We start from the raw sequence: 23,855 nt of genomic DNA, 5'->3' as shown, positions 1-23,855 counted from the left end.
GGCGAGCGGTGGTCGAGCCTGTCGAGACCGGGACGGGTCACTTCAGTAGGGCGGCGATCTCCGTCGCGGTGAGCGGGGTCCACGGGGAACCGTCGGGGTTCGACGAGGCTGCCTCGGGACTCTCGGCCTGGTTCCACCACTTGGCCTCGAAGGGCACACCGTCCATCAGGATGCGCGCACCCTTCTCGTAGGTGGCGGCCCCGTCCCAGGCAGGGTAGGTGTCAGCCGGCAGGGTGGCCGCCTCGAACGGCTTCTCCCCCGGCAGCACCGGCCCGATCAGCGTCCACGGCGTCTCCCACGAGTTCAGCACGGGATTGTCGGGCAGGTCGCCGCGCGTCCACCACTTGGCCTGGTACACATTGCGGTGCCAGACCACCTTGGTCTCGGCGAGGTACGACGACTCCTCGGCCCAGATCGGGTACGGGCTCGTCGCCGGGTCATCGGTCAGGTCACCGATCAGGTCCGCCTCATCCGTCGTCTGGGCTGACGCCCCGGCCTCGGGGCGGCCGTCGAAGCCCTTCGCGAGCACGTCGGCGAACCGGGTGTCACCCTGGTCGACGCCACTGCACGAGTTCGACACCCGCTTGAGGTCGACATAGTTCGAGCCGCAGGTCTGGTCGCGGTTGAGCGACCACAACGACATGCGCCCGATCCGGGTCTCCTGCGCGAACGCACTGAACTCGGCGGCGTCCTTCAGGCTGAAGATCTCCCCCTCCACATCGTTCTGGCCGATCATCGGCGTGGCACCGATCTTCGTCCACAGCGTGGCCGCGGTGAGGTCGATGCCGGCCAGCTTGTAGAGCCCGCCCAACTGCTTGTGCGCGGCCTGCAACGCCTGAATCGACGCCTCAGCCATGCTGTCGCCGTCGGCCCGGCTGGCGCCGTAGTCCATCGTCATCAGGTTCACGCCGGCCAGATCCACACCTGCTTCGAGCATCTGGCTGACGGATGCCGCGCCGTCGGCGGTCATCCCGGCCGGAGACACGGGCAGGGTGAGCCACACGGCCAGGTCCTGGCCGGCCGCGCTGCGCTTCTCCTGCAGGGTCGCCATGGCAGCGGCCCGGCGCTCACCAGCCGCGGTGTCGGTCAGGTTGCCACCCTCGATGTCCAGATCGATCGTGGTCACCTCGTAGCGGTCGATCACCGCGGTGTACGCCTCGACCAGCTGGGCCGGGTCGGTGCAGCCGGTCGACAGTTCGTCGTTCAGCAACCCGCCGAACGAGACCACGACCTGCCCGCCGAGCTGCTCGGCCCGGGCGAGACGCCGGTCGAGGTCGAGCCCCTCCGCCGCTCCGTCCAGGGTGTAGTAGGTACCCCAGGTGGGCGTGCAGGCATCCGTCTTATCGGCCACGATGAACGACAAGACCACGTCGCGCCCGGCCTCGGAATCGGGCGTCTCGAAGTTGTACACGGGGGTGGCGGTCAGGTCGGTGTAGCCGGCGAACCAGGGCTCGTAGGCGTCGGCCGCCTGGGCGCTGCTCCACAGCTGGAAGCCGAAATAGCCGCTGACACTGAGGATGGCCACGAGCACCATCGACAGCAGCACCCGCAACGGGGACAGCCGGCGCGAACGTCCGGTCGAGTGGGCCTTCGCGGTCGCTGCGCTCATGAACGGCTCCGAATGCTGTGCAGGTCAGCGCCGGCATCGGATGCCGACCGCACCCCCGAGGGAACCTCGCCCGGCGCATACCCATGGTAGATCACCGCACGCCAGCCCAGCGCGGCATCCGGTCGACCGGCGGTCGCCTGCTCGGCGGATGCCCGCGGCTTGCGGTCCACGTACATCCACTGGGTCAGGCCCAGCCACACGTCGACGACGGAGCTCCACAGGCCGATGTTGGCCAGGATCGCCGCCAGCGCGAACACCGCGTTGAACGCCGCGAACGCCGCGTTGCCCCAGTTCTCGGCGAGCAGGTCACGCCACAGGGTGAGCGCCGAGAACGCGACGATCAAGTAGGGCGCCAGCACGAACAGGAGCGGAGCGGCGGTGCGGTTCTTCACCTTCGGGGTGCGGGCGAAGGGGATCTTCTTGCTCGTCAGCGCCTGCTCGAGCGATTTGAGCACACCGGCGAGGTTCACCGGCAGCAGCACCAGGTTGAACCCGTAGATGCGGAAGATGTCGCTGAACTTGTAGCCGCAGTAGCGCAGGTCGCTGCCCATGGCCAGGAAGTACGGCAGGGCGGCGAGCACCACGACGGGGCTGAGCAGCTTGCTGTCGTAGGGGTAGGCCAGCAGGAACACCAGGCCGAAGCTGGCCCAGGTGATCGAGGTCATGTAGTTGATGCGCAGGAACAGCTCGGTCAGCGGCACCGGGTGCCCCTGACGCTTGCGCTCGCGCACCTGGCGCCACAGCTTGGGCAGGATCAGCAACCCGCCGTTCGCCCAGCGGCGACGCTGCACGATCAACGAACCGAAGTCCGGTGGCGTGGCGCTGTAGCTGAGCCGTTCGGGGTAGTTGGCAAGGGTCCAGCCGTGGGTGCCGAGGTCGATGCTCGATTCGGTGTCCTCGATCACGGTGCGGTCCTGCACGTAGCGGCGCACCTCGAAGCCGCCGACGGTCTCGACCTCGACGATGTCCTCCATCGCCCGCTTGCGGATGACGGCGTTGGCTCCCACCCAGAAGGCGGCGCCGTAGAACGACATGCCCTGGTGCAGGATGTGCTGAATATCGGTGGTCGCCCCGGCGAGACGTTCGATGCGGGTGGGCGCACCGCGGAACGACGAGTACGGGGTCTGCGTCACCGCGACGCGGGCGTTGTCGGGCTGCTCGAGGAAGTAGACCAGGCGCAGGCAGTAGTCGCGCAGCAGCAGCGAATCGGCGTCCAGGGTGAGCAGGTAGTCGCTGTCGGGCACGACGACGTCGGCGCCGGCGGCGTCCCGGCCGGTCAGCGGCCGCAGAACGGTACCGGCCGGGGTGTCCTCACTGCGGTACGAGCCGCCCATCAACCCGATGTAGGCGTTGAGGTTCATGGCCTTGTTGGCCTCATGCGACAGGGAGGCGTAGCGCTTGCGCTCGAAGGTGGCCAGGTCGGCCGAGAAGGTCCAGACCAGACGGCGGTGCAGTTCCAGCATCCGCTGCCCGGTGGGGGCCGTGTTCTCGTCGGCCGCGGCGTGCAGGGCCGTGGCGGTGATGGCCAGTTCGGCGGCGAGCCCACCGAGCACCTGCTCCACGAAGAACGTGTCCACGTGGTCGGCCACGGTCTCCGCGGCGGCCATCCGGTCGAGCCAGGAGACGGCCCAGCGGTAGTTGCCGGCGAGCTCGCGCACGGCGTCGGCGCTCACCTCCGGGTTCGCCGCCAGTTCGAGCTCGCAGATCAGCAGCTCGTTCGCAAAGCGGGACCGCGGCTCCTCGAGCGCGTCGGCAATGCCCTGGGCGATCGCCCGGGACACCGCGAGCTGCGCGGCGACGGCCGGGTCGGCCGGGTGAGGCGGGTCGTCCAGGAGCAGCACCACCCGCAGCGACGGGTATTCCTGCAGGGCGGCCGACCACAGGGTGCCGCGCACGACGCCGGGCTCCTCGCTGTAGGAGGGCACCAGCACGGTCATCGATCCCTGATTCACGGCGAAGTGGCTGTCCAGCTCGGCGCGGGGCACACGCACGTGGTCCCGGAACCGGCGCAGGGCACCCTGACGCATGATCAGGTACATCAGCGCGGAAAAGGTGAGGCACGTGACGACGACCACATAGGAGATGGCCTCGGTGGTGAACCGAAAACTCTGCGTTCCGTTGTTCAGGAACTCACGGATGATCGTGTACACCAGGTAGACGATCCAGGCGAGAACGGTGACCAGGATGGCCACACGACCCCAGGTGATCTTGGCGTCACTGGGCCGGTCATGCACGATCGGGAGGGGTGTGGTGCTGCGTTCGGCACCGAATTGACGTTTGCGGGCAGGCGAAGTTTTCGGCTTCGTGAGCATGGAGAATCCTCGGTTAGGGCCAGGGATTGAATCGATTCGCGAGATATCGGGTCTGGCGAATCGGCGGGTCGTCGGGAGAGGTCCCGGAGTGTTCGGGCGAAGCGGATTTCGGGTCCAGTGCCGTCGGGCATGCGGGCTGGGACTGCTGTGGGAGTCTCTGAAATTGACTCACGATAAATTTAGACGCGCCCCCGGACAAACCAAAGACCCCGAACGGGGGGTGTGGAGTTCCACGCCTGTCCGGGGTCTGGTGTTGAGCGGCTGCCTAGCGCTTGCGCTTCTCGCGCACGCGCATGCTGATGTTGATCGGGCTTCCCTCGAAGCCGTACACCTCGCGCAGGCGACGCTGGATGTAGCGACGGTAGCCCGGGTCGAGGAACCCGGTGGTGAAGATGACGAAGGTCGGCGGGCGGCTCGACGCCTGGGTGCCGAACAGGATGCGGGGCTGCTTGCCGCTGCGCACGGGGTGCGGGTGCGACGCGGCCAGCTCGGCGAGGAACGCGTTGAACTTGCCGGTGGCGATGCGGGTGTCCCAGGCTTCGAGAGCGGTCTCGAGGGCCGGAACGAGCTTCTCCATGTGGCGGCCGGTCTTGGCCGAGATGTTCACGCGCGGGGCCCAGGAGACGTGCGCCAGGTCCTGCTCGATCTCACGTTCCAGGTAGCGGCGACGGTCGTCGTCGATCTGGTCCCATTTGTTGAAGGCCAGCACGAGGGCGCGACCTGATTCGAGCACCAGGTCGATCACGCGCACGTCCTGCTCGCTGATCACCTCGGTCACGTCGATCAGGACCACGGCCACTTCGGCCTTTTCGAGGGCGGCGCTGGTGCGCAGCGACGCGTAGAAGTCGGCGCCCTGGGAGAGGTGCACGCGACGACGGATGCCGGCCGTGTCGACGAAGCGCCATACCCTGCCGCCGAGCTCGACCTGCTCGTCGACCGGGTCGCGCGTGGTGCCGGCGAGCTCGTTGACGACAACGCGCTCCTCGCCGACGACCTTGTTCAGAAGGCTCGACTTGCCCACGTTCGGGCGGCCGAGGATCGCGACGCGGCGCGGTCCGCCGACTTCCTGCTTGGCGACGGCGGAGATCTCGGGCAGTTCCTCGAGGATCGCGTCGAGCAGGTCGGCGACGCCGCGGCCGTGCAGGGCCGAGACGGGCCAGGGCTGGCCGAGGCCGAGCGCCCACAGGCTCGCGGCTTCCGGCTCCTGGCGGATGTCGTCGACCTTGTTGGCGACGAGGAAGACGGGCTTGCCGGCCTTGCGCAGCAGACGCACGACGGCTTCGTCGGTGGAGGTGGGACCCACGTTGGCATCGACGACGAACATGACGACGTCGCAGAGTTCGATGGCCAGTTCGGCCTGGGCGGCGACGGAGGCGTCGATGCCCTTGGCGTCGGGCTCCCAGCCGCCGGTGTCGACGAGGCTGAAGCGGCGTTCGTGCCATTCACCCTTGTAGGTCACGCGGTCGCGGGTCACCCCGGGGGTGTCCTCCACGACGGCCTCGCGGCGGCCGAGGATGCGGTTCACGAGTGCCGACTTGCCCACGTTCGGGCGGCCGACGATGGCGATGACCGGCAGGGCCGGCAGGTACTGGATGGCGTCGGGGTCTTCCGTCACCGAGTCGAGAACGTCGAAGTCCTCGTCGGCGAGATCGTACTCATTGAGCCCGGTGCGAAGCGCGGCGGCGCGTTGCGTCACCAGATCGTCATCGAGGTCGTCCAAGCGCGTTACCAGCTCGGAGTCGAGGTCGGGGATCGTGTCGTCGAAGTCGTTGTTGTTGGTCATGCGATGGCCTCGCGGTATGTATTGATGACGTCGAGGACCGCGTCAATGGTCTGTTCGAAGTCGAGATGGGTGGAGTCGACGGTGGTCACACCGTCTGCGGCGCTCATGAATTCGACTACCTGTGAGTCAGCGCGATCCCTCGATCGCATCTGTTCCGCCACGGTTTCAGCCGATTGGGTCGATATTTCCGCAGAGCGCCTAGCCATTCTAGCCTCCTCGGAAGCCGTGAGCAGTATACGGATCTCCGCGGTGGGGGCCACCACGGTGGTGATGTCCCGGCCTTCGATCACGATTCCGGTGCGCTGGGAGCTCGCCGCGATGCTGCGGAACAGCTCGGTGAGGTGCGTGCGCACCTCCGGGATGCGGGCCACGGAGGAGACGAGGGCGGAGACGGCGGGATCGCGGATCGCGTCGGTGACATCCGTTTCACCGACCCGCACGACGTGCTCGTCGGGGGCGATGCCGATGGAGTAGTCGAAGTCGCCCAGGGCGGCCACGACGGCGTCGGTGTTCTCGGTGTCGATCCCCCGGTCGCTGACGAACCAGGCGAAGGCCCGGTAGGCAGCGCCCGTGTCGAGGTAGTCGAAGCCGATGCGGCGGGCGGCGGCGCGGCTGACGCTGGACTTGCCGCTGCCGGCCGGTCCGTCGATCGCGACGATGTGGGGGCTTGAGTGACGACCCATGATTAACCAGCAATCCGCCAGCCGCGGGCGGCCAGCTCTTCGGTGAGGCGACCTACGGCCTCAGGGAGTACAGAAATTTCGGCCAAGCCGATTTGGGCGCCCGGAGAGTGCTCCAGGCGCAGGTCTTCCATGTTCACGTTCAGCTCGCCGATCTCGTGCAGCAGCCGGGCGATCTGGCCGGGCCGGTCGTCGATCATCACGATGAACGAGGCGTAGCGGCGGTCCTGGCCGTGCTTGCCGGGCAGGCGGGCCACCCCGGCGTTGCCGCCGGTGAGTTCCTCGGCCACCTTGCGCCGTGCTCCGGGCGCGGCCGGGTCGGCGAGCGCGTCGATGAACCGGTCGAGGTCGTCACGGTAGGCCAGCAGGATGTCCCGCACGGGTTCGGCGTTCGCGCCGAGGATCTGCACCCACAGATCCGGGTCGCTCGCGGCGACGCGGGTCACGTCGCGCAGACCCTGCCCGGCGAGGTTCAGGGCCGAGCCGGGGGCATCCGTCAACCGGCGGGCCATGATCGTGGAGACGACCTGCGGCACGTGAGAGATCAACGCGACGCCGCGGTCGTGCTCCTCCGGGCTCATCTCCACCAGGGTCGCGCCCAGGTCGAGGATGAGGTCGTCGATCGCGGTGGCCTGCTGGTAGCTGATCGCGTCGTGCGCGGCAACCACCCAGGGGCGGCCGACGAACAGGTCGGCGCGGCCGGAGAGCGGTCCCCCGCGTTCGCGGCCGGCCAGCGGGTGACCGCCGATGTAGCGGGACACGTCGGCCCCCATCATTCGGAGCTCCTGCAGCGGGGCCAGCTTGACGCTCGCGACATCCGTCACGATCGCCTGCGGGAAGGCAGCCAGCTCGCGCGCGACGATCTCGGCCGTCACATCGGGCGGCACGCAGACCACGATCAGCTGGGGCGCATCACCGGGTCGCCCGGCCCGGCCGGCGCCGTAGTCGACGGCGATGCTGAGGTTGGTCGGCGACGCGTCGGCGAGGATGACGTCGATGCCGCGCGCGCGAAGGCCCAGGCCGATGCTGGTGCCGAGCAGGCCGGCACCCACGACGCGCACGGGCCCGATCAGGCGAGATTCAACCACGTGGAGCTCCTGGACTAGATCTTCGTTTCGGCCCGCGACACCGTGAGCAGCTGGCCGAGTTCCGCCTTGGTCAGGTCGCGCACATCGCCCACGCGCAGCGTGCCGAGGTGCAGCGGGCCGAACTGGCGGCGCACGAGGTCGACGACGGGGTGGCCGACGGCCTCCATCATGCGGCGCACGATGCGGTTGCGGCCGGAGTGCAGGGTGAGCTCGACCAGGCTGAAACCGTCGCCGGGAGGGCTGGTCAGGAGGCGCGCCTTGTCGGCGGAGATGGGGCCGTCGTCCAGCTCGATACCGTTCTGCAGCAGCTGGATGGTCTGCGGCGACACGCGGCCCTCGACCTTGGCGATGTAGGTCTTCAGAACCCCGAACGACGGATGCGCGAGCACATGCGCGAGATCGCCGTCGTTGGTCAGGATCAGCAGGCCGCTCGTCATCGCGTCGAGGCGGCCCACGTTGAACAGGCGCTCCTCGAACTGGTCGGTGAACTCGCGCAGGTCGGGGCGTCCGCTCTCGTCCTGCATCGACGAGACCACGCCGACGGGCTTGTTCAGCATCACGTAACGGCGGCTGGTGTCCAGCTGCACGGCCACGTTGTCGACCATGATCAGGTCGGAGTCCGGGTGGATGCGGCGGCCCAGCTCGGTGACGACCTTGCCGTTCACGCGCACGCGGCCGGCGGCGATCATCTCTTCGGACACGCGCCGCGAGGCGACGCCCGCGGAGGCCATGACCTTCTGCAGGCGCACGCCGTCGGCGGCGGCCTCGGGGTTGGTGGGTGTCCCCTGAATCCCCTGGTTGTCGTTCGTCATGGCAGTTCCTCAAATCCGTTCGCGCCGTCATTGAGCAACGGCGATAGGTAGGGCAACTCGTCGAGCGAGTTGATTCCGAGCTGGGCTAGCAGAAGGTCTGTGGTGCCGTAATTGATCGCACCGGTCTCACTGTCGGTGAACGCTTCGGTGATCAGACCGCGGCCGAGCAGCGTGCGCACGACCGAATCCACATTTACGGCACGAATCGAGGCTACAGCCCCGCGGCTGATCGGTTGCTTGTACGCGATCACGGCGAGGGTTTCCAGCGCCGCCTGCGAGAGCCGGCTCGGGTTCTGCGTCACCACGAAGTCGGCCACCGTCACATCGTGTTCGGGCCGCACGTAGATGCGCCAGCCGCCGGCCACCTCACGCAGCTCGAAGCCGCGGCGCACGGTGCCGGCGAGCCCGTCGAAGTCGGCCACGAGCCGGGCGACGGATGCCCGCGTCTCGGCCAGCGTGGCATCGACCGCGGCCGCGAGCTGCAGCAGCCCTTGCGGCTCGTCGGCGACCATCAGGATGGCCTCGAGGGTGCGTTCGAGCGGGAGGCGGCGGGCATCCGCGCCCTCGTCGTTCACTGTGTTCTCTGCGTTCTGTGCGTTCTGTGCGTTCACTGCCGCGGTCGCTGTCGCGGTCGCTGTGTCACTGTTCATAGTCGGCTCCGAGGTTGGCGAGGGTGTCGTCGGACCAGTTCTCGGCACTCCAGTGCAGGCTGAGGTCGCCGAGCGGCACGAGCTGGTCGAAAGAGAGGGCGCCGAGGCGGTAGAGCTCGAGCACGGCCAGGAAACGGGCGATCACGACGCCCTTCTCCTCGGCCCCCACGATCAGCTCGCGGAACGTGAGGGTGTCGCCGCCGCGCAGCATCCGCACCACGTAGGCTGCCTGCTCACGGATGCTGACCAGCGGCGCATGCAGGTGCTCGAGCCCCACGCGGGGCAGCTCACGCGGAGTGAGGGCGAGGGCGGCCAGGGCGGCGAAGTCGCCGAGGGACAGGGTCCAGACCAGTTCGGGCGTCTTTCGGCGGAACTTCTCCTCCAGCCGCACCGCCCGCACGTGCCGGGTGGACTCGGTGTCGAGCCTCTGTTGGAACCAGGCGCTCGCGCTCTTGAAGGCGCGGTACTGCAGCAGCCGGGCGAACAGCAGGTCGCGGGCCTCGAGCAGGGCCACGTCCTCCGCGTCGACGAGTTCACCCTGCGGCAGCAGCCCGACCACCTTGAGGTCGAGCAGGGTGGCCGCGACCACCAGGAACTCGGTGGCCTGGTCGAGCTCCTCGTCGTGGTCGAGGCCGCGCAGGTAGGCGATGAATTCGTCGGTGACGCGGCTGAGCGAGATCTCGGTGATGTCGAGTTCGTGCTTGCCGATCAGGGACAGGAGCAGGTCGAACGGCCCCTCGAAGTTGCCGAGGGCAACCGAGAACGACTTCGGTGCGGCCGCGTCAGGCGACGGCGCCACGCTGGATCAGTTCCCGCGCCGCCTGCTTGTAGGCCTTGGCCGCCGCGTGCTCGGGCGCGAACTCGGTGATCGGGATGCCCGCGACGCTCGCGTCGGGGAATTTGACCGTGCGGCCGATGACCGTTTCGAGCACGCTGTCGCCGAACGCGTCCACGACCCGCTCGAGCACCTCGCGGGAGTGCAGCGTACGGGAGTCGAACATGGTGGCCAGGATGCCGTCGAGTTCGATGGCCGGGTTGAGCCGGTCGCGCACCTTGTCGATGGTCTCGATCAGAAGCGCCACCCCGCGCAGGGCGAAGAACTCGCACTCGAGCGGGATCAGCACGCCGTGGCTGGCCGTGAGGGCGTTGACGGTGAGGATGCCCAGCGACGGCTGGCAGTCGATCAGGATGACGTCGTAGTCGCCGGACACCTTGCGCAGCACACGGGCCAGGATCTGCTCGCGGGCGACCTCGTTGACCAGGTGCACCTCCGCGGCGGACAGGTCGATGTTCGCCGGGATGATGTCGAGGTTGTGCACCGAGGTCTTCTGGATGGCGTCGGAGGGGTTGACCGAGCCGCTGAGCAGCAGGTCGTAGATGGTGGTCACATCGTGGGTAGGCACACCGAGACCGGCGGACAGGGCGCCCTGCGGGTCGAAGTCGATGGCCAGCACGCGACGGCCGTAGCCGGCGAGGGCGGCACCCAGGTTGATGGTGGTCGTCGTCTTGCCGACGCCGCCCTTCTGGTTGCACAGCGAGATGATGCGCGCCGGGCCGTGGCCGGGCAGAACCGGGGGCTCGTCGAAGTCACGCTTGGGGCGGCCGGTCACACCGACCGGTACCTCGTCTAAACCGGGAAGTCGCGTCCGGTCATCTTGCTTGCGCGCCACTGAGATGTCCTCGATCCGTCTTACACCTGTCACTGTGTCCACTGTAGCGATCGGATCGGGCAAGGTGCGGCACGGATCGCCGAAAATCGCCGGTCTGCGGCCTGAATCCGGCGGGAATCGGGCGTGTCATCCGCTGGATGGGACGGAACGGGGTCGGTCACAGGGTCGTGAGTTAAGATTTTGAAGTGCCTCTCCTCATCACACCCCTCCGGATCGCTCTCGTCTGCCTGCACACTTCGCCGGGCGCTGAGCCTGGCTCGGGTGACGCCGGAGGCATGAACGTGGTCGTGCGCCACCAGGCCGAGGCTCTCGCCGCCGCCGGCCACCACGTCGAAATCCTCACCCGGCGGTCCTCCCCCCTGTCGGAAACGGAGCAGCTGAGCCCCGGGGTGACGCTCCGCTTCCTCGACGCCGGCCCGGCTCGGCCCGTGCCCAAGGGCGACCACGAGAACTTCATCGACGCCTTCCGACTGCAGATGGATGCCCTCGGACCCTACGACGTCATCCACTCGCACCACTGGTTCTCCGGGATGGCCGCGCTGCCGCTCGCCCGCCGCCGCGGCGTTCCGCACGTGCAGAGCTTCCACAGCATCGCGGCCGACCCGTCCACGCCGCTGTCGGCGGGCGAGCGCCCCGAGTCCCCCGGCCGGATGGCCGGCGAGGAATGGCTCGCCCAGGAGTCGGACGCCCTGGTCGCCATCAGCGAGGCCGAGGCGCACACCATCGTGCAGCGGCTCGGCGGTTCGCCCGAGCGCATCACGATCGTTCTGCCCGGTGTCGACGGGATCCTGTTCCGGCCGACGGACCTGTTGCCGGCCGAGCCGCGGGACTACGCGGCGGGGCCGCGGGACATCCGTGGCTACGCCGTCGTCGCCGGCCGCCTGCAGCCGCTGAAGGGTCTCGACCTGGCCATTGAGGCGATCGCGGCCGTGCCCGAGGCGATCCGGCCCGAACTCGTGATCGCCGGCGACGCGTCGGCCGACTACGACGGCTACATCGACGAGCTGCGGGCCCTCGCGGCCCGGCATGGGATCGAGCGCAGCGTGCGATTCGTGGGGCCGCAGTCCCGCGTGGACCTGGCCCTGCTGCTCAGCGGAGCCCGGATCGTTCTCGTGCCCTCACACTCCGAGACCTACGGGCTCGTGGCCCTCGAAGCGGCCGCGAGCGGCGTGCCCGTGGTGGCCGCGGCGGCCGGCGGACTGCGCGAAGCGGTGCTCGACGGCGACACCGGCGTGGTAGTCGACTCGCGCGACCCGCAGGTCTGGGCCGGGGCGCTCACCCAGATCCTCTCGAACCCCGCGTTCGCCCGGCGCCTGTCGCTGGCCGCGCGCGAGCGGGCCGAGCACCTGGACTGGCCGCGATCGGCCGACGGCCTCGTCACGGTCTACCGCTCGTTGGTGCGGCCCGGGGCCGGCGACCGCAGCCCCTCACTGCTGCGCGCGTGAGCCTGCTCGACGGGGTTCCCACCGTTCTGTTCGTGCACGCCCACCCCGATGACGAAACCATCGCGACGGGTGCGCTGATCGCGGAGCTGGTGGCCCGCGGCATCCGCGTGTCGCTGCTGACCGCCACGCGCGGCGAGCAGGGTGAGGTTGTGACCGGGCCGCTGTCGGTGCTCGAGGGCACGGAGGCGCTCACCCGCGAACGCGAACGGGAACTCGCGGGCGCCACAGCGGCCCTCGGCATCGCAGCCGGAGACCGGTTCTGGCTGGGGGCCGCGCCCGCTCGCGCTCGTGGCCTCTCACCGCGCGCCTACCGGGATTCGGGCATGACCTGGATCCGCCCCGGCCTGGCCGGGCCAGCCGCCGACATCGACGACGACGCTCTGGTGCGGGCGCCGCTGGCCGAGGTGACGGCGGATGTGGCCGCCCTGATGGCGGGACTTCGGCCGGCGCTGGTGATCAGCTACGACAACGGCGGCGGGTACGGGCATCCGGATCACGTGCGCATGCACGAGGCGGCGCTGGCGGCCAGTCGCACGGCCCGGGTCGCGTTCGCCGAGGTCGTGCACTCGATGGTTGACGGTGCGGAGTGGTTCGACCTGTCGGAGTACCTCGCCACGGTGACGGATGCCCTGCGCTGCCACGCGAGCCAGCTCACCGTCGACGGCGCGCACATCGTGCATTCCGGAGGGCAGCGCGAACCGATCATCACCGCGGTGGGGTTGCGGCTGCTCTGAGGCCGACCTGAACCGGTGACCCCGCCGCGATTGTTCCCGGTCCGGACAACTGTTGCCGGCACACGGGCAACAATTGTCCGGAACGGGAACAGTCAGGCGCGTTCGCGGGCCGGGTCACCGGGTTTCGGCAGGCTCAACCACCGATGGGGGCCGCACCGGCCGCGAACGGGGCGCTCGCGGCATCCGTCACGTAACTTCGGAGAAAAGCGCGACACGCCGCATTTCGTCGCTGCACGAACGGCGTGTTGCGAGAATCTCCGAAGTTAGCAACGCGACGGATGCCCGTGGGCGGCGGGCGGCGCGCGGGCGGCGCGCCGGCTCCCGACCGCTAATGTTCCCGTTCCGGACAACTGTTGCCGGCACACGGGCAACAGTTGTCCGAAACGGGAACAGTCACGCGGCATTGCGGGTCAGGTCACCGTGTCTCAACAGGCTCAACCACCGATCGGGCGCCGCCATGGCCGCGGGCGGATCCGGCTGGACGGCTCGCTGGGCAGCTGCAGGCTGGCATTCCTAAAACGAGCACCGAACGTGCATAACTCCTGCAAATTCTCAGGATCGGCACCGGAACCCCCGGAAACACGCGGGCGATTACGGTGCCTCTCTCAAATTGCAGGAGTTATGCAAGGACGGCCTTGGTGACGGATGTCTGGGGGCGGGGCTCGGAGGCCGAGTCACCGGGTTTCGACAGGCTCAACCACCGACCGGGTCAACCAACGGAAGGGGGCAGGTCACCGGGTTTCGACAGGCTCAACCACCGACAGGCTCAACCACCGACAGGCTCAACCATCGACAGGCTCGACCACCGCGGGCGGCTCGACCACCGCGGGCGGCTCGACCACCGCGGGCGGCCCGACCAGCGGCGCAGGGCGGGCGACCCGGGCTCGGGGGTGCGCCGTCGTGTACATGTCGCGGAGGGTGTCCGCGGTGACGAGGGTGTAGATCTGGGTGGTGGCCACCGATGAGTGACCGAGCAGCTCCTGCACCACGCGCACATCGGCCCCACCCTCGAGCAGGTGCGTGGCGAACGAGTGCCGCAGCGTGTGCGGCGACACGTGCCCCTCGAGTCCGGCTCTTTCGGCGGCGGCCCGGATGATCAGCCACGCGTTCTGCCGGCTCAGCCGCTTGCCGCGCAGACCCAGGAACAGGGCCGGCGTCGCCGGACCGCGCGCCGAGAGCAGGGGTCTCCCCCGCACGAGGAACGTGTCGATGGCCGTGCGCGCGTAGCTGCCCACCGGCACGATGCGCTGCTTGTCGCCCTTGCCGGTCAGACGCACCACCTCGGGATCGAGCACGTCATCCACGTTGAGGTTGACCACCTCCGAGACGCGGGCTCCCGTGGCGTAGAGCAACTCCAGCAGCGCCTTGTCGCGCAGGTTCGCCACCTCGTCGCCGTCCGTCGCCGCCAGCAGCCGGGTCACCTGCTCGATCGAGATGGCCTTGGGCAGCCGGGTGCCGAGCTTCGGAGGCTTCGACTCGTGCGCGACATCCGTTTCGACCACGCCCTCCTCCAGCAGGAACCGGTGGAACCCGCGAACGGTCGAGAGGATGCGCGCGATCGACGCCGGCGTCAGCGGCGACTCCTCGCGGGAACCGAGGTACCGCACATATTCGGAGATGTGCCGGCTGGTCACCTCGGCCAGGCCGGTCAGGCGCTCGGCCCCGAGCCAACGACTGTAGATGGCCAGGTCGCGCCGGTAGGCGGACACCGTGTTGGTGCTCAACCCACGCTCAATCGCCACGTGGCGCAGATACGAGTCCACGGCCGCCGCGACGGCCGGCCCGACAGGCGGCACGCCGACAGGCGGCACAACGCCGACAGGCGGCACAACGCCGACAGGCGGCACGCGACTGCCCGCGGCAACGCCGACTTCGACGCCGGAACCGTCCCCCGCACCGCTCACATCGTTAGGCGAGGCCAACCGGTCACACCGTGTGGTCCCAATTGACCGGATGCCGCGGCCACGGCTCGTCCGCTGCGCCGAGGGTGCTCCACCCGCGTGCGCGGGCGGCCTGGGCGGCGAGCACGCCGATCACCAGCGACGGGTTCTGCACCCGGCGGGCGAGCACGGCGTCGACGCAGTCGTCGAGCGGTACCCAGCGCACCTCGATGTCGGCTTCCTCCTCGGTGCGCTCGAAGACGTCCGCGGCCGCGGCGAGACCGCGGGCCAGGTAAATGCGGATGACCTCGTTGGAGCCGCCGGGCGAGGTGGCGAACTCGCCGAGCACATTCCACTCGGTGGCGACGAGGTCGGCCTCTTCGGCCAGCTCCCGTTGCGCACCGACGAGCGGGTGTTCGCCGTCTTCGTCGAGCAAACCGGCCGGCAGCTCCCAGTCGCGCGTGCGCACGGGGTGCCGGTACTGCTTGATCAAGAGCACCCGGTCCTGCTCGTCGAGGGCGAGGATCGCGACGGCGCCCGGGTGGTCCAGGTACTCCCGCATGATGCCGGAGCCGTTGTACCCGAAGGTGTCGCGGCGCACATCCCAGACCTTGCCGTCGAACACGATCGCGCTGGCCGAGACCGCCGCGAAGGCCGGCTCATCCGCCAGCGGGGCGGAGGCCGATTCGCCGGACTTCTCGGCGGTCACGTTCGAGGCGGTCACGCTGGCGTCAGTCACGACTCAGGCTTCTTCCTTGGCTTCGACCTCGAACAGGCGGCTGGCCTGCTGGCGGTCCAGGGCGGCGCTGATCAGGCCGCGGAACAACGGATGCGCGTGGCTGGGCCGGCTGCGCAGCTCCGGGTGCGCCTGCGTTCCCACGTAGAACGGGTGCTCGTCGCGCTTCAGCTCGACGTACTCGACCAGGTGGGAGTCGGGCGAGGTGCCGGAGAACCACATGCCGGCATCCGCGATCTGACCGCGGAACGCGTTGTTGACCTCGTAGCGGTGACGGTGACGCTCGGACGCCTCGGGGGCGCCGTACAGCTCGGCCACGATGGATCCCTCGGCCAGTGCGGCCGGGTAGAGGCCGAGGCGCATGGTGCCGCCCAGGTCGCCGCCGGCGATGATCTCGACCTGCTCTTCCATGGTCGCGATCACCGGGAACTCGGTCTCCTCGTCGAACTCCGACGAGGATGCGCCGGCGAGGCCGGCCTTGTTGCGGGCGTATTCGATGACCATGCACTGCAGGCCGAGGCACAGGCCGAGCACGGGGATGCCGTTCTCGCGGGCGAACTTGAGGGCGCCGAGCTTGCCCTCGATGCCGCGCACGCCGAAGCCGCCGGGAACGCAGATGCCGTCGAGCTCGCCGAGCAGGCGGGTCGCGCCCTCCTCGGTCTCGCAGTCGTCGGAGCCGATCCAGGTGATGTTGACCTTGGTCTGGTTGGCGAACCCGCCGGCGCGCAGCGCCTCGGTGACGGACAGGTAGGCGTCGGGCAGGTCGATGTACTTGCCGACCAGGCCGATGGTGACGGTGTGCTTGGGCTCGCGCACGGCGTCGAGCACCTTCTGCCAGCCGGTCCAGTCGACGCTGGTGACGGGCAGGTCGAGGTGGTCGGTGATGTATTTGTCGAGGCCCTGGTCGTGCAGCATGGTGGGGATCTCGTAGATGCTGGGCACGTCGACCGCGTTGACCACGGCGTCTTCGTCGACGTCGCACATCAGCGCGATCTTGCGCTTGTTCGAGTCGGAGACGGGCCGGTCGCTGCGCAGCACGAGCGCATCCGGCTGGATGCCGATGGAACGCAGGGCGGCGACGGAGTGCTGGGTGGGCTTGGTCTTCTGCTCCCCCGCGGCACCGAGGAACGGCACCAGCGACACGTGAACGAAGAAGACGTTGTTGCGGCCGAGTTCGTGGCGCACCTGGCGTGCCGCCTCGAGGAACGGCTGGGACTCGATGTCGCCGACCGTGCCGCCGATCTCCGAGATGATCACGTCGGGGCGCAGCGCGTCGCTGGCCTGCAGGCGCATGCGGCGCTTGATCTCGTCGGTGATGTGCGGGATGACCTGCACGGTGTCGCCGAGGTACTCGCCGCGGCGTTCCCGGGCGATCACCTGCGAGTAGACCTGGCCGGTCGTGACGTTCGCGGCCTGGTTGAGGTTGATGTCGAGGAACCGCTCGTAGTGCCCGATGTCCAGGTCGGTCTCGGCGCCGTCGTCGGTCACGAAGACCTCGCCGTGCTGGAACGGGTTCATCGTGCCCGGGTCCACGTTGAGGTAGGGGTCGAGCTTCTGCATGACCACGCGGAGACCGCTGGCCGTGAGCAGGTTGCCGAGGCTTGCCGCCGTCAGGCCCTTGCCCAGAGAAGAGACGACACCACCGGTCACAAAGATGTGCCGCGTCGTGTCGTTGCGTACTGATTCGTCCGTGCTTTTATTTTCCACCACGGGCTTCGACTCTAGCATTGAGGGCTGACCTAACGGTTGGTGCGAGCGAGGTTCATGAGCTCCCGGGCGTGTTCGAGTCCGCTCGCGGAATCGGGCAGGCCGGAGAGAAGTCGTGCCATCTCGGCGGCGCGCTCGTCGCCGTGCAGCTGGCGCACACTGCTGGCGGTGACGGAGCCGTCACTGTCCTTGACGACGCTGAGGTGGTTGCCGGCGAACGCGGCGACCTGGGCGAGGTGGGTGACCACGATCACCTGGGCGGTTTCGGCCAGCCGGGCGAGCCGGCGGCCGATCTCGATGGCCGCGGCACCGCCCACGCCCGCGTCGACCTCGTCGAAGACGAACGTCGGCACGGGGTCGGTCGCGTTGATGACGACCTCGATCGCGAGCATCACCCGGGACAGTTCGCCCCCGGAGGCGCCGCGCGCCAGGCTGCGCGGCTCCGACCCTGCGTGCGGGCGCAGCAGGATCTTCACGGTGTCGCGTCCGGTGGCGGTGATCTCGGCGCGGCCGTCGACCTCCACCACGAGCGATGCGTTCGGCATCGCCAGGGCCGCCAGTTCGGCGGTCACGGCCGTTCCGAGGGCCTCCGCGGCAGCCAGGCGGATGCCGGTGAGCCGGTCGGCGAGGTCGTCGGTCGACTGGCGCGCGGCATCCGTTTCACCCCGGAGCGTGTCGATGCGGTCGGAGTCGCTGTCGAGTTCGAGCAGGCGGGCGCTGCCGGTGTCGAGGAAGTCGATGGCCTCGTCGATGCCGCCCGCGTACTTGCGGGCCAGACCGGTGAGTGCGGCGCGGCGCTCCTGCACGACCTCGAGTTCGCGGGCACCGTCGGCGTCGAGCCCGGCCAGGTAGCTGGAGAGCTGGGCGGCGATGTCGGCGACCAGGAAACCGGCGTTCGCGAGAGCCTCGGCGAGGGGCGGCAGGGCCGGGTCGTGCTCGCCGGCCCGTTCGAGCTGACGCCGGGCGGAGTCGAGCAGGGCCACGGCGTCGGGCAGGTCGTCGAGGTTCTCCTCGGCGGAGAGGAATTCCCGGGCCTGGGCGGCGGCGACGCGCAGCTCCTCGAGGTTGCCGAGGCGTTCGGCGCGTTCGCCGAGCGCCTCGTCTTCGCCGCGCTGCGGGGCGACCAGCTCGATCTCGTCGATGGCGGTGCGCAGCTCCCCGGCCTCGCGGGTGCGCTGCTCCTGCTCGTCGACGAGTCGGTCCAGGTCGGCCTGGTGGCCCTGCCAGCGGTGGTACGCCTCCTGGAACAGGGCGAGGGTCTCGGCGAGCGGCGGACCGGCGAACCGGTCGAGCGCGGCGCGCTGGGCGACGGATGTGCGCAGTCGCACCTGGTCGGACTGGCCGTGCACGACCACGAGGTCGCCGCCGAGGTCGCTGAGCACGCTGGCGGGGGCGCTGCGTCCGCCGACCACGGCCCGGCTGCGTCCCTCCGCGGACACCGACCGGCTGAGGATGAGTTCGGGTCCGTCGAGGTCTCCCCCGGCGTCGCGCACGCGACCGGCGACGGTGCCGTCGGCGGGGATCAGCCAGCGACCCTCGACCGAGCTCTTCGGCTGTCCCTGGCGGACCAGGCCCGGGTCGGCACGCTCACCGAGCAGCAGGCCGAGCGCGGTGACCACCATGGTCTTGCCGGCGCCGGTCTCGCCCGTGACGGCGGTGAAGCCGGGACCGAGCGGCAGGGTGGCCTCGGCAATGACGCCGAGGTCGCGGATGACGAGTTCCTCGATCATGCGAAACGCCTATTCACGCCCGACCGGGCCTCTCCAGCCCGTGACGGGCAGGTTGAATTTGTTGACCAGGCGGTCGGTGAACGGGCCGCTGTGCAGGCGGGCCAGGCGCACGGGAACGGGCGAGCGGCGCACGATCACGCGCGATCCGGGCGGCAGGTCGTGCACGCGACGGCCGTCGGCGCAGAGCACGGCGGCCCCCCCGGTGCGGGCGAGGACCTCCACGGCCAGCGAGGAGTCCGGGCCGACGACGAGCGGGCGGGCGAAGAGGGCGTGGGCGCTGAGCGGCACGAGCAGCAGCGCGTCGAGCGTCGGCCAGACGATCGGGCCGCCGCCGGAGAACGCGTAGGCGGTGGAGCCTGTGGGCGTGGACATGACCACCCCGTCGCAACCGAAGGAGGACAGCGGGCGGCCGTCGACCTCGATGACGACTTCGAGCATCCGTTCGCGGCTGGATTTCTCGACCGTGGCCTCGTTCAGAGCCCAGGTCTCATAGATGACGTCGTCGCCGAGTTTGACCCGCACGGCCAGGGCCATGCGCTCTTCGACCAGGTAGTCGCGCAGCAGGGCGCGGCGCACCGCCTCGCCCAGGTCGTCGCGCTCGCTCTCGGCGAGGAACCCGACGTGGCCGAGGTTGATGCCGAGGAGTGGCGCGGAGCAGCCGCGCACGATCTCGGCGGCGCGCAGGATGGTGCCGTCGCCGCCGAGCACGATCACGAGCTCGAGCTCGGTGGTGGCCACGGTCTCGTGCAGGATCGCCAGCTGGTCGTCGAGGTGCGGGCAGTGCGCGAGCAGGTCGGCGCGCTCGGTGCGGGCCAGCACCGGCACGGCGCCCGCGGCGAGCAGCTGCTGGCAGACGGTGACGGCGGCTTCGAGGGAATCCGTGCGACCTGTGTGCGCGACGACAAGGATGTTGCGCGGTGCGCTCATTTCGTCACTCCCACCAGTGCTGTCGTGCGTTCGATCCATTCTGTCGGATTGCTGCCGACCGCGCTCGACAGCCAGCACAGGTATTCGCGATTTCCGGCGCCGCCGGCGATGGGCGACGCGATCAGGCCGTTGGTCTTGAGGCCGAGGTCCCAGGCGGCCCAGAGAACACCGGCGATCGCATCGGCGCGCAGACCCGGATCGTGCACGACACCCTCACGGATGCTGCCCTTCCCGACTTCGAATTGCGGTTTGATCAGCAGCACGAAGTCGGCGCCCTCGGCTGCCGTCGCCGCCAGGGCCGGCAACACGGTGGTCAGTGAGATGAAGGAGAGGTCTCCGACGACCAGGTCGGCCCGCTGCGGAACGCCGGAGGCCGCGGCGATCTTCTCGGCCGTGGCGTAGCGCAGGTTGAAGCCCTCGACCAGCACGAGCCGCGGCTCGCTCGCCAGCTGGGGTGCCAACTGCCCATGCCCGACATCGACCGCGATGACCTGGCCGGCGCCGCGTTCGAGCAGCACCTGGCTGAAGCCGCCCGTGGACGCGCCGGCATCGAGCACCGTGCGCCCGTCGACCGGAATGGCGAAGGCGTCGAGCGCTGCGATGAGTTTGTGGGCGCCGCGGCTGACGTAGTGGTCGGTGGCCGCCACCTCGATCACCTGGGTGAGGCGCACCTTGGCGGATGCCTTGACCACGGGCACGCCGTCGACCGTGACCAGTCCGGCCACAATCAGCTGCGCGGCGACGGTGCGCGACCGGGCCAGCCCGCGCTCGGCGAGGGCCGAGTCGAGGCGCTGGTCGGGCATCCGGTCGCCGGTGACGCTGGGATCGGTGGGGCTGGCGTCGGGCACGCTGCTCTCCGGGGCATCCAGCGGGGTTCCGTCGGAACCCGTCATGACCGGCCCACCCGGGGTACGTCTCCGCCTTCGAGATCGCGCTGCAGCCGGTCGTGCTCCTGCACGTAGGCTGCCGCGCGTTCCTCGAGCGGCCGGCCTTCGATCGCGGCCAGCCGCGAGAGAAGATCGGGGGTTTCGTCGTGCGTCGTCACCTGGGGCTGATTCACCCTCTCCACGTTACCGTCCGAGATACAGTCGCTCCGGAACATTCAGCCCGTAGATGGGTCGACCGGATGCCCAGATCACGGCGCAGGCGGCGCGCAGCAGGTTGATCGCCCCGTCGCCGTCGGCCACGACCTCGACGTCGGCACCCACGATGCGCACCGTGGCCCCACTGACCGTGGCGGAGGAGCCGTCCTTGGAGAACACCGTCTCGGGGTAGGGCTCGTGCAGTTGGCGCAGGTCGTCGAGGATGAACGTCGGCCGCGACTTGGCATCGGCGGCCAGGGTCTGCTTGGCCTTGTCGATACCGGTGAGCACGAGGGCGGACGGGATGCCGGCCCGGTTCGCGCCCAGGATGTCGGTGTCGAGGCGGTCGCCGATGAACAGCGGCGCCTGGGCGCCGAACCGGGTCACGGCCTCGGTGAAGATGGCCACCTCGGGCTTGCCGGCCACGATGGGCAGGCGTCCCACGGCGATGTGCACGGCCGAGACGAGCGTGCCGTTGCCGGGGGCGATCCCCCGGGCCACCGGGATGGTCCAGTCGGTGTTCGTGGCGATCCACGGGATCTCCACGCCGTCCTGGTTCGGGTGCAGGGCGAACGCGGCCTCGGCCAGATCCTTCCAGCCGAGGTCGGGCGAGAAGCCCTGGATCACGGCGGCCGGAGCGTCGTCGGCCGAGCGGGTGACGACGAAGCCACCCTTCTCGACCTCGTTCAGCAGACCTTCGCCGCCGATCACGAGGATGCGCGAACCGGCCGGCACCTCGTTCGCGAGCAGGTGCACGGCGGCCTGGGGCGAGGTCACGACATCCGTCGCCACCGTGTGCAGGCCCAGGTCGGAGAGGTGGTCCGCCACGGACTGGTCGGTGCGCGATGCGTTGTTGGTGAGGTAGCCCACGCGCACGGTTTCAGCCGCGCGGTTCAGACTGTCGACCGCGAACGGGATGGCCGCCGGACCGGCGTAGACCACGCCGTCCAGGTCGGCCAGCACCACGTCGACGCCGGTTAGCGGGGTGACCGGCTCACGCACGCGGCGACGCCTCAGCATCGTGCTCCGCCTCGTCGTCGGTGGAGTCGGTGTTCTCGGAGTCGGTGTCCTCGGAGTCGGTGTCCTCGGAGTCGGTGTCCTCGTCGGACTCGTCGATCTCGTCGGACTCGTCCGCGAACTCTTCGTCCGAGACGTCAGTCGCGTCGTCGTCGTCGTCTGATTCTTCCTCGTCGATCTCGAGGATCTCCATGGTCTCGTCGAACGCGGTCACGCCCGACACCGCGGCGTCGGCCCGTTCGGCCCGCTCGTTCCACAGGTCGGCCTCGTCCTCGCGGCCCAGCTCGCCGAGAACCTCGGCGTAGGCGGCGAACAGTTCGGCGCTGTAGGAGAACGCGGTCTTCGGGTTCAGCTGCGGGATCTCGAGTTCGCTGAGGGCCGCCTCGGTCTCGCCGAGGTCCAGACGGGCGCCGGACATGGCGATCGCGAGGGCCACCTGAACGGATGCAGGCAGCGAGGCCCGCTCGACGGAGCGTCCCAGCTCGAGCGCCCGGTCGGGGCGGCCCACGCCGCGCTCACTGTCCACCATCAGCGCAAGCTGATCGTTGGAACCGGAGATGCGACGGTAGGTGCGCAGTTCCCGCAGCGCCAGGGCGAAGTCGCCCGTGGCGTATGCGGTGATGGCGAGGCTCTCACGCACAACGGCGATCCGGCCGGCGCGTCGTGCGGCGCTCATGACATGGCGGTGAGCCAGCTCGGGGTCCTCGTCGATGACCCGGGCAGCCATGGCCAGGTGACGGCCGACGGCCTCGGCGTTGTCCTTGCTGAGGGTCTTGAGCTCGTTGCGGGCGATCCGGTCGAGGTCCTGCGACGTAATGTCGTCGGGCAGCTCGGGGTCGTCGTGGCGGGGGCGCACCGAACGCAGCTCGCGCTGCATGCGCTGCTCTTCGGTCATCTCCTCTTCGACGACACGGGCATCGCGGTCACCGCGGGCCGGTGCCCCGTCGCGGGTCCACAGCTTCTTCCCGGCGTCTCCGCGCGGGGCGCCGGCCCGGTTCGGTGAACCGCCGCGCTGGGTCCAGGGCTTGTCGCCACCCTGCTGGGGGCGATCGTTGCGCTGGGGGCGGTCGCCGTCCTTGGCCCACGGCTTGCGCTCGGCGCCGCCACTGGAGGGGCGATCGGAATTGCCACGGTAGGGAGGACGGTCGCCGCCCTGCTGCGGACGCTCGGAATTGCCACGATACGGAGCACGTTCGCCGTCCTTGGCCCACGGCTTGCGCTCGGCGCCGCCACTGGAGGGGCGATCGGAATTGCCACGGTAGGGAGGACGGTCGCCGCCCTGCTGCGGACGGTCCGAGTTGCCGCGGTACGGAGGACGCTCACCATCACGCTGAGGACGCTCGGAGTTGCCGCGGTACGGAGGACGCTCGCCACCCTGCTGCGGACGGTCGTTGTTTCCACGGTAGCCACCGGTGGAGGGACGGTCGGAGTTGCCACGGTACGGAGGACGCTCCCCGTCACGCTGCGGACGCTCGGAGTTGCCGCGGTACGGAGGACGCTCTCCCCCATTGGAGGGACGCTCGGAGTTGCCGCGGTATCCACCGGTGGACGGGCGATCGGAGTTGCCACGGTAAGGCGCACGCTCTCCACCGTTGGAGGGGCGCTCAGAGTTGCCGCGGTAGGGAGGACGCTCGCCATCACGCTGCGGACGGTCCGAGTTGCCCCGGTGCGGGGCACGGTCACCACCCTGCTGGGGGCGGTCCGACCGACCCTGGTAACCCCCGTTGGAACGACGTTCGCCTCGTCCGCCGTCGCGTGATTCGTTGTCGTTCGTTCCTGAAGGGCTCACTGTGTCTCCTGTGTAATTTGGCCTGTCATGACGACCGGCTTGTCCAGCGTAACTTAACGCAAAATGGCCACCCCTTGAGGTGGCCATTTTGTGTGTTTCAAGTTTAGTCCGGCGGTGTCCTACTCTCCCACAGGGTCCCCCCTGCAGTACCATCGGCGCAGAGAGTCTTAGCTTCCGGGTTCGGAATGTGACCGGGCGTTTCCC

20 protein-coding genes and 1 rRNA gene are annotated in these 23,855 nt (G+C 69.4%); 2 read left to right on the top strand and 19 right to left on the bottom strand.

Annotated features, from left to right (window positions below; translation table 11 throughout):
• Positions 1-37: 37 nt before the first annotated feature.
• From E3T49_RS00100 to E3T49_RS00060, 9 genes are all read right to left on the bottom strand, one after another.
• Positions 38-1,609: a chitinase gene (locus tag E3T49_RS00100; RefSeq protein ID WP_198414190.1), complete on the bottom strand. Its 1,572-nt coding sequence runs from the start codon at positions 1,607-1,609 to the stop codon at positions 38-40.
• A complete protein-coding gene (locus E3T49_RS00095; protein ID WP_134422285.1) occupies positions 1,606-3,921 on the bottom strand; it encodes a glycosyltransferase family 2 protein in 2,316 nt (771 codons plus the stop codon). Before E3T49_RS00095 ends, E3T49_RS00100 begins: the two co-directional genes overlap by 4 nt.
• 265 nt (positions 3,922-4,186) lie before the next feature.
• The gene (gene der / locus E3T49_RS00090) at positions 4,187-5,704 is read right to left on the bottom strand and encodes a ribosome biogenesis GTPase Der (protein ID WP_134422283.1); all 1,518 of its coding nucleotides are present in this window, start codon (positions 5,702-5,704) and stop codon (positions 4,187-4,189) included.
• The gene (gene cmk / locus E3T49_RS00085; RefSeq protein ID WP_134422281.1) at positions 5,701-6,387 is read right to left on the bottom strand and encodes a (d)CMP kinase; all 687 of its coding nucleotides are present in this window, start codon (positions 6,385-6,387) and stop codon (positions 5,701-5,703) included. Before cmk ends, der begins: the two co-directional genes overlap by 4 nt.
• Positions 6,388-6,389: 2 nt before the next feature.
• On the bottom strand, positions 6,390-7,472 hold the full coding sequence (locus E3T49_RS00080) for a prephenate dehydrogenase (protein ID WP_134422279.1): 1,083 nt from the start codon (positions 7,470-7,472) through the stop codon (positions 6,390-6,392).
• 14 nt (positions 7,473-7,486) lie between these two features.
• Positions 7,487-8,284 (bottom strand): pseudouridine synthase, encoded by a 798-nt coding sequence (locus E3T49_RS00075; protein ID WP_134422277.1) that lies wholly within the window; start codon positions 8,282-8,284, stop codon positions 7,487-7,489.
• Complete coding sequence (scpB, locus tag E3T49_RS00070) at positions 8,281-8,934, bottom strand: SMC-Scp complex subunit ScpB (RefSeq protein ID WP_134422275.1); 654 nt, start codon at positions 8,932-8,934, stop codon at positions 8,281-8,283. The genes E3T49_RS00075 and scpB overlap by 4 nt, the downstream gene beginning before the upstream one ends.
• Positions 8,924-9,733, bottom strand: coding sequence for a segregation and condensation protein A (locus E3T49_RS00065; RefSeq protein WP_134422273.1), 810 nt, complete (start codon positions 9,731-9,733; stop codon positions 8,924-8,926). The genes scpB and E3T49_RS00065 overlap by 11 nt, the downstream gene beginning before the upstream one ends.
• Entirely contained in the window at positions 9,717-10,604 is an 888-nt protein-coding gene (locus E3T49_RS00060) for a ParA family protein (RefSeq protein WP_134422550.1), read from the bottom strand. The genes E3T49_RS00065 and E3T49_RS00060 overlap by 17 nt, the downstream gene beginning before the upstream one ends.
• Before the next feature lie 185 nt (positions 10,605-10,789).
• On the opposite strand from E3T49_RS00060, the gene E3T49_RS00055 reads away from it, so the two are divergent.
• Positions 10,790-12,049 carry a glycosyltransferase gene (locus E3T49_RS00055; RefSeq protein WP_241972559.1) on the top strand — a complete coding sequence of 420 codons (1,260 nt, stop codon included), beginning with the start codon at positions 10,790-10,792 and terminating at the stop codon, positions 12,047-12,049.
• A complete protein-coding gene (locus tag E3T49_RS00050; protein WP_134422271.1) occupies positions 12,046-12,783 on the top strand; it encodes a PIG-L deacetylase family protein in 738 nt (245 codons plus the stop codon). Before E3T49_RS00055 ends, E3T49_RS00050 begins: the two co-directional genes overlap by 4 nt.
• Before the next feature lie 782 nt (positions 12,784-13,565).
• Here E3T49_RS00050 and xerD read toward each other — a convergent pair.
• The 10 genes from xerD to rrf all read right to left on the bottom strand — a co-directional run.
• Positions 13,566-14,594 carry a site-specific tyrosine recombinase XerD gene (gene xerD, locus E3T49_RS00045; protein WP_277613072.1) on the bottom strand — a complete coding sequence of 343 codons (1,029 nt, stop codon included), beginning with the start codon at positions 14,592-14,594 and terminating at the stop codon, positions 13,566-13,568.
• A 115-nt stretch (positions 14,595-14,709) separates the two neighbouring features.
• Positions 14,710-15,333 carry an NUDIX domain-containing protein gene (locus E3T49_RS00040; RefSeq protein ID WP_241972565.1) on the bottom strand — a complete coding sequence of 208 codons (624 nt, stop codon included), beginning with the start codon at positions 15,331-15,333 and terminating at the stop codon, positions 14,710-14,712.
• Between the two features lie 72 nt (positions 15,334-15,405).
• Positions 15,406-17,127, bottom strand: a complete 1,722-nt coding sequence (locus E3T49_RS00035; RefSeq protein ID WP_134422269.1) for a CTP synthase — start codon at positions 17,125-17,127, stop codon at positions 15,406-15,408.
• 11 nt (positions 17,128-17,138) lie between these two features.
• On the bottom strand, positions 17,139-18,836 hold the full coding sequence (recN, locus tag E3T49_RS00030; protein ID WP_134422267.1) for a DNA repair protein RecN: 1,698 nt from the start codon (positions 18,834-18,836) through the stop codon (positions 17,139-17,141).
• Positions 18,837-18,845: 9 nt separating this feature from the next.
• Entirely contained in the window at positions 18,846-19,763 is a 918-nt protein-coding gene (locus E3T49_RS00025; RefSeq protein WP_134422265.1) for an NAD kinase, read from the bottom strand.
• Complete coding sequence (locus tag E3T49_RS00020; protein WP_134422542.1) at positions 19,760-20,566, bottom strand: TlyA family RNA methyltransferase; 807 nt, start codon at positions 20,564-20,566, stop codon at positions 19,760-19,762. Before E3T49_RS00020 ends, E3T49_RS00025 begins: the two co-directional genes overlap by 4 nt.
• Before the next feature lie 86 nt (positions 20,567-20,652).
• Entirely contained in the window at positions 20,653-20,823 is a 171-nt protein-coding gene (locus tag E3T49_RS16010; RefSeq protein ID WP_166785417.1) for a hypothetical protein, read from the bottom strand.
• Between the two features lie 10 nt (positions 20,824-20,833).
• On the bottom strand, positions 20,834-21,865 hold the full coding sequence (locus E3T49_RS00015; protein WP_134422263.1) for an HAD-IIA family hydrolase: 1,032 nt from the start codon (positions 21,863-21,865) through the stop codon (positions 20,834-20,836).
• The gene (locus E3T49_RS16440; RefSeq protein ID WP_174722364.1) at positions 21,840-23,651 is read right to left on the bottom strand and encodes a hypothetical protein; all 1,812 of its coding nucleotides are present in this window, start codon (positions 23,649-23,651) and stop codon (positions 21,840-21,842) included. The genes E3T49_RS00015 and E3T49_RS16440 overlap by 26 nt, the downstream gene beginning before the upstream one ends.
• Positions 23,652-23,757: 106 nt before the next feature.
• Positions 23,758-23,855, bottom strand: a 5S ribosomal RNA gene (gene rrf, locus E3T49_RS00005); the annotation flags it as partial.

It is taken from the genome of Cryobacterium cryoconiti (genome assembly GCF_004403065.1).
Taxonomy (GTDB): domain Bacteria; phylum Actinomycetota; class Actinomycetes; order Actinomycetales; family Microbacteriaceae; genus Cryobacterium; species Cryobacterium cryoconiti.
This window is presented reverse-complemented; position numbering and strand designations above follow the sequence as displayed.

Excerpts from the sequence above, each read along its gene's own strand:
- E3T49_RS00025 (WP_134422265.1), bottom strand. The coding sequence starts at position 19,763 with ATGAGCGCACCGCGCAACATCCTTGTCGTCGCGCACACAGGTCGCACG.
- E3T49_RS00075 (WP_134422277.1), bottom strand. The coding sequence starts at position 8,284 with ATGACGAACGACAACCAGGGGATTCAGGGGACACCCACCAACCCCGAG.
- der (WP_134422283.1), bottom strand. The coding sequence starts at position 5,704 with ATGACCAACAACAACGACTTCGACGACACGATCCCCGACCTCGACTCC.
- E3T49_RS00095 (WP_134422285.1), bottom strand. The coding sequence starts at position 3,921 with ATGCTCACGAAGCCGAAAACTTCGCCTGCCCGCAAACGTCAATTCGGT.
- E3T49_RS00100 (WP_198414190.1), bottom strand. The coding sequence starts at position 1,609 with ATGAGCGCAGCGACCGCGAAGGCCCACTCGACCGGACGTTCGCGCCGG.
- E3T49_RS00020 (WP_134422542.1), bottom strand. The coding sequence starts at position 20,566 with ATGCCCGACCAGCGCCTCGACTCGGCCCTCGCCGAGCGCGGGCTGGCC.
- E3T49_RS00015 (WP_134422263.1), bottom strand. The coding sequence starts at position 21,865 with ATGCTGAGGCGTCGCCGCGTGCGTGAGCCGGTCACCCCGCTAACCGGC.
- E3T49_RS00035 (WP_134422269.1), bottom strand. The coding sequence starts at position 17,127 with ATGCTAGAGTCGAAGCCCGTGGTGGAAAATAAAAGCACGGACGAATCA.
- cmk (WP_134422281.1), bottom strand. The coding sequence starts at position 6,387 with ATGGGTCGTCACTCAAGCCCCCACATCGTCGCGATCGACGGACCGGCC.
- recN (WP_134422267.1), bottom strand. The coding sequence starts at position 18,836 with ATGATCGAGGAACTCGTCATCCGCGACCTCGGCGTCATTGCCGAGGCC.
- scpB (WP_134422275.1), bottom strand. The coding sequence starts at position 8,934 with ATGAACAGTGACACAGCGACCGCGACAGCGACCGCGGCAGTGAACGCA.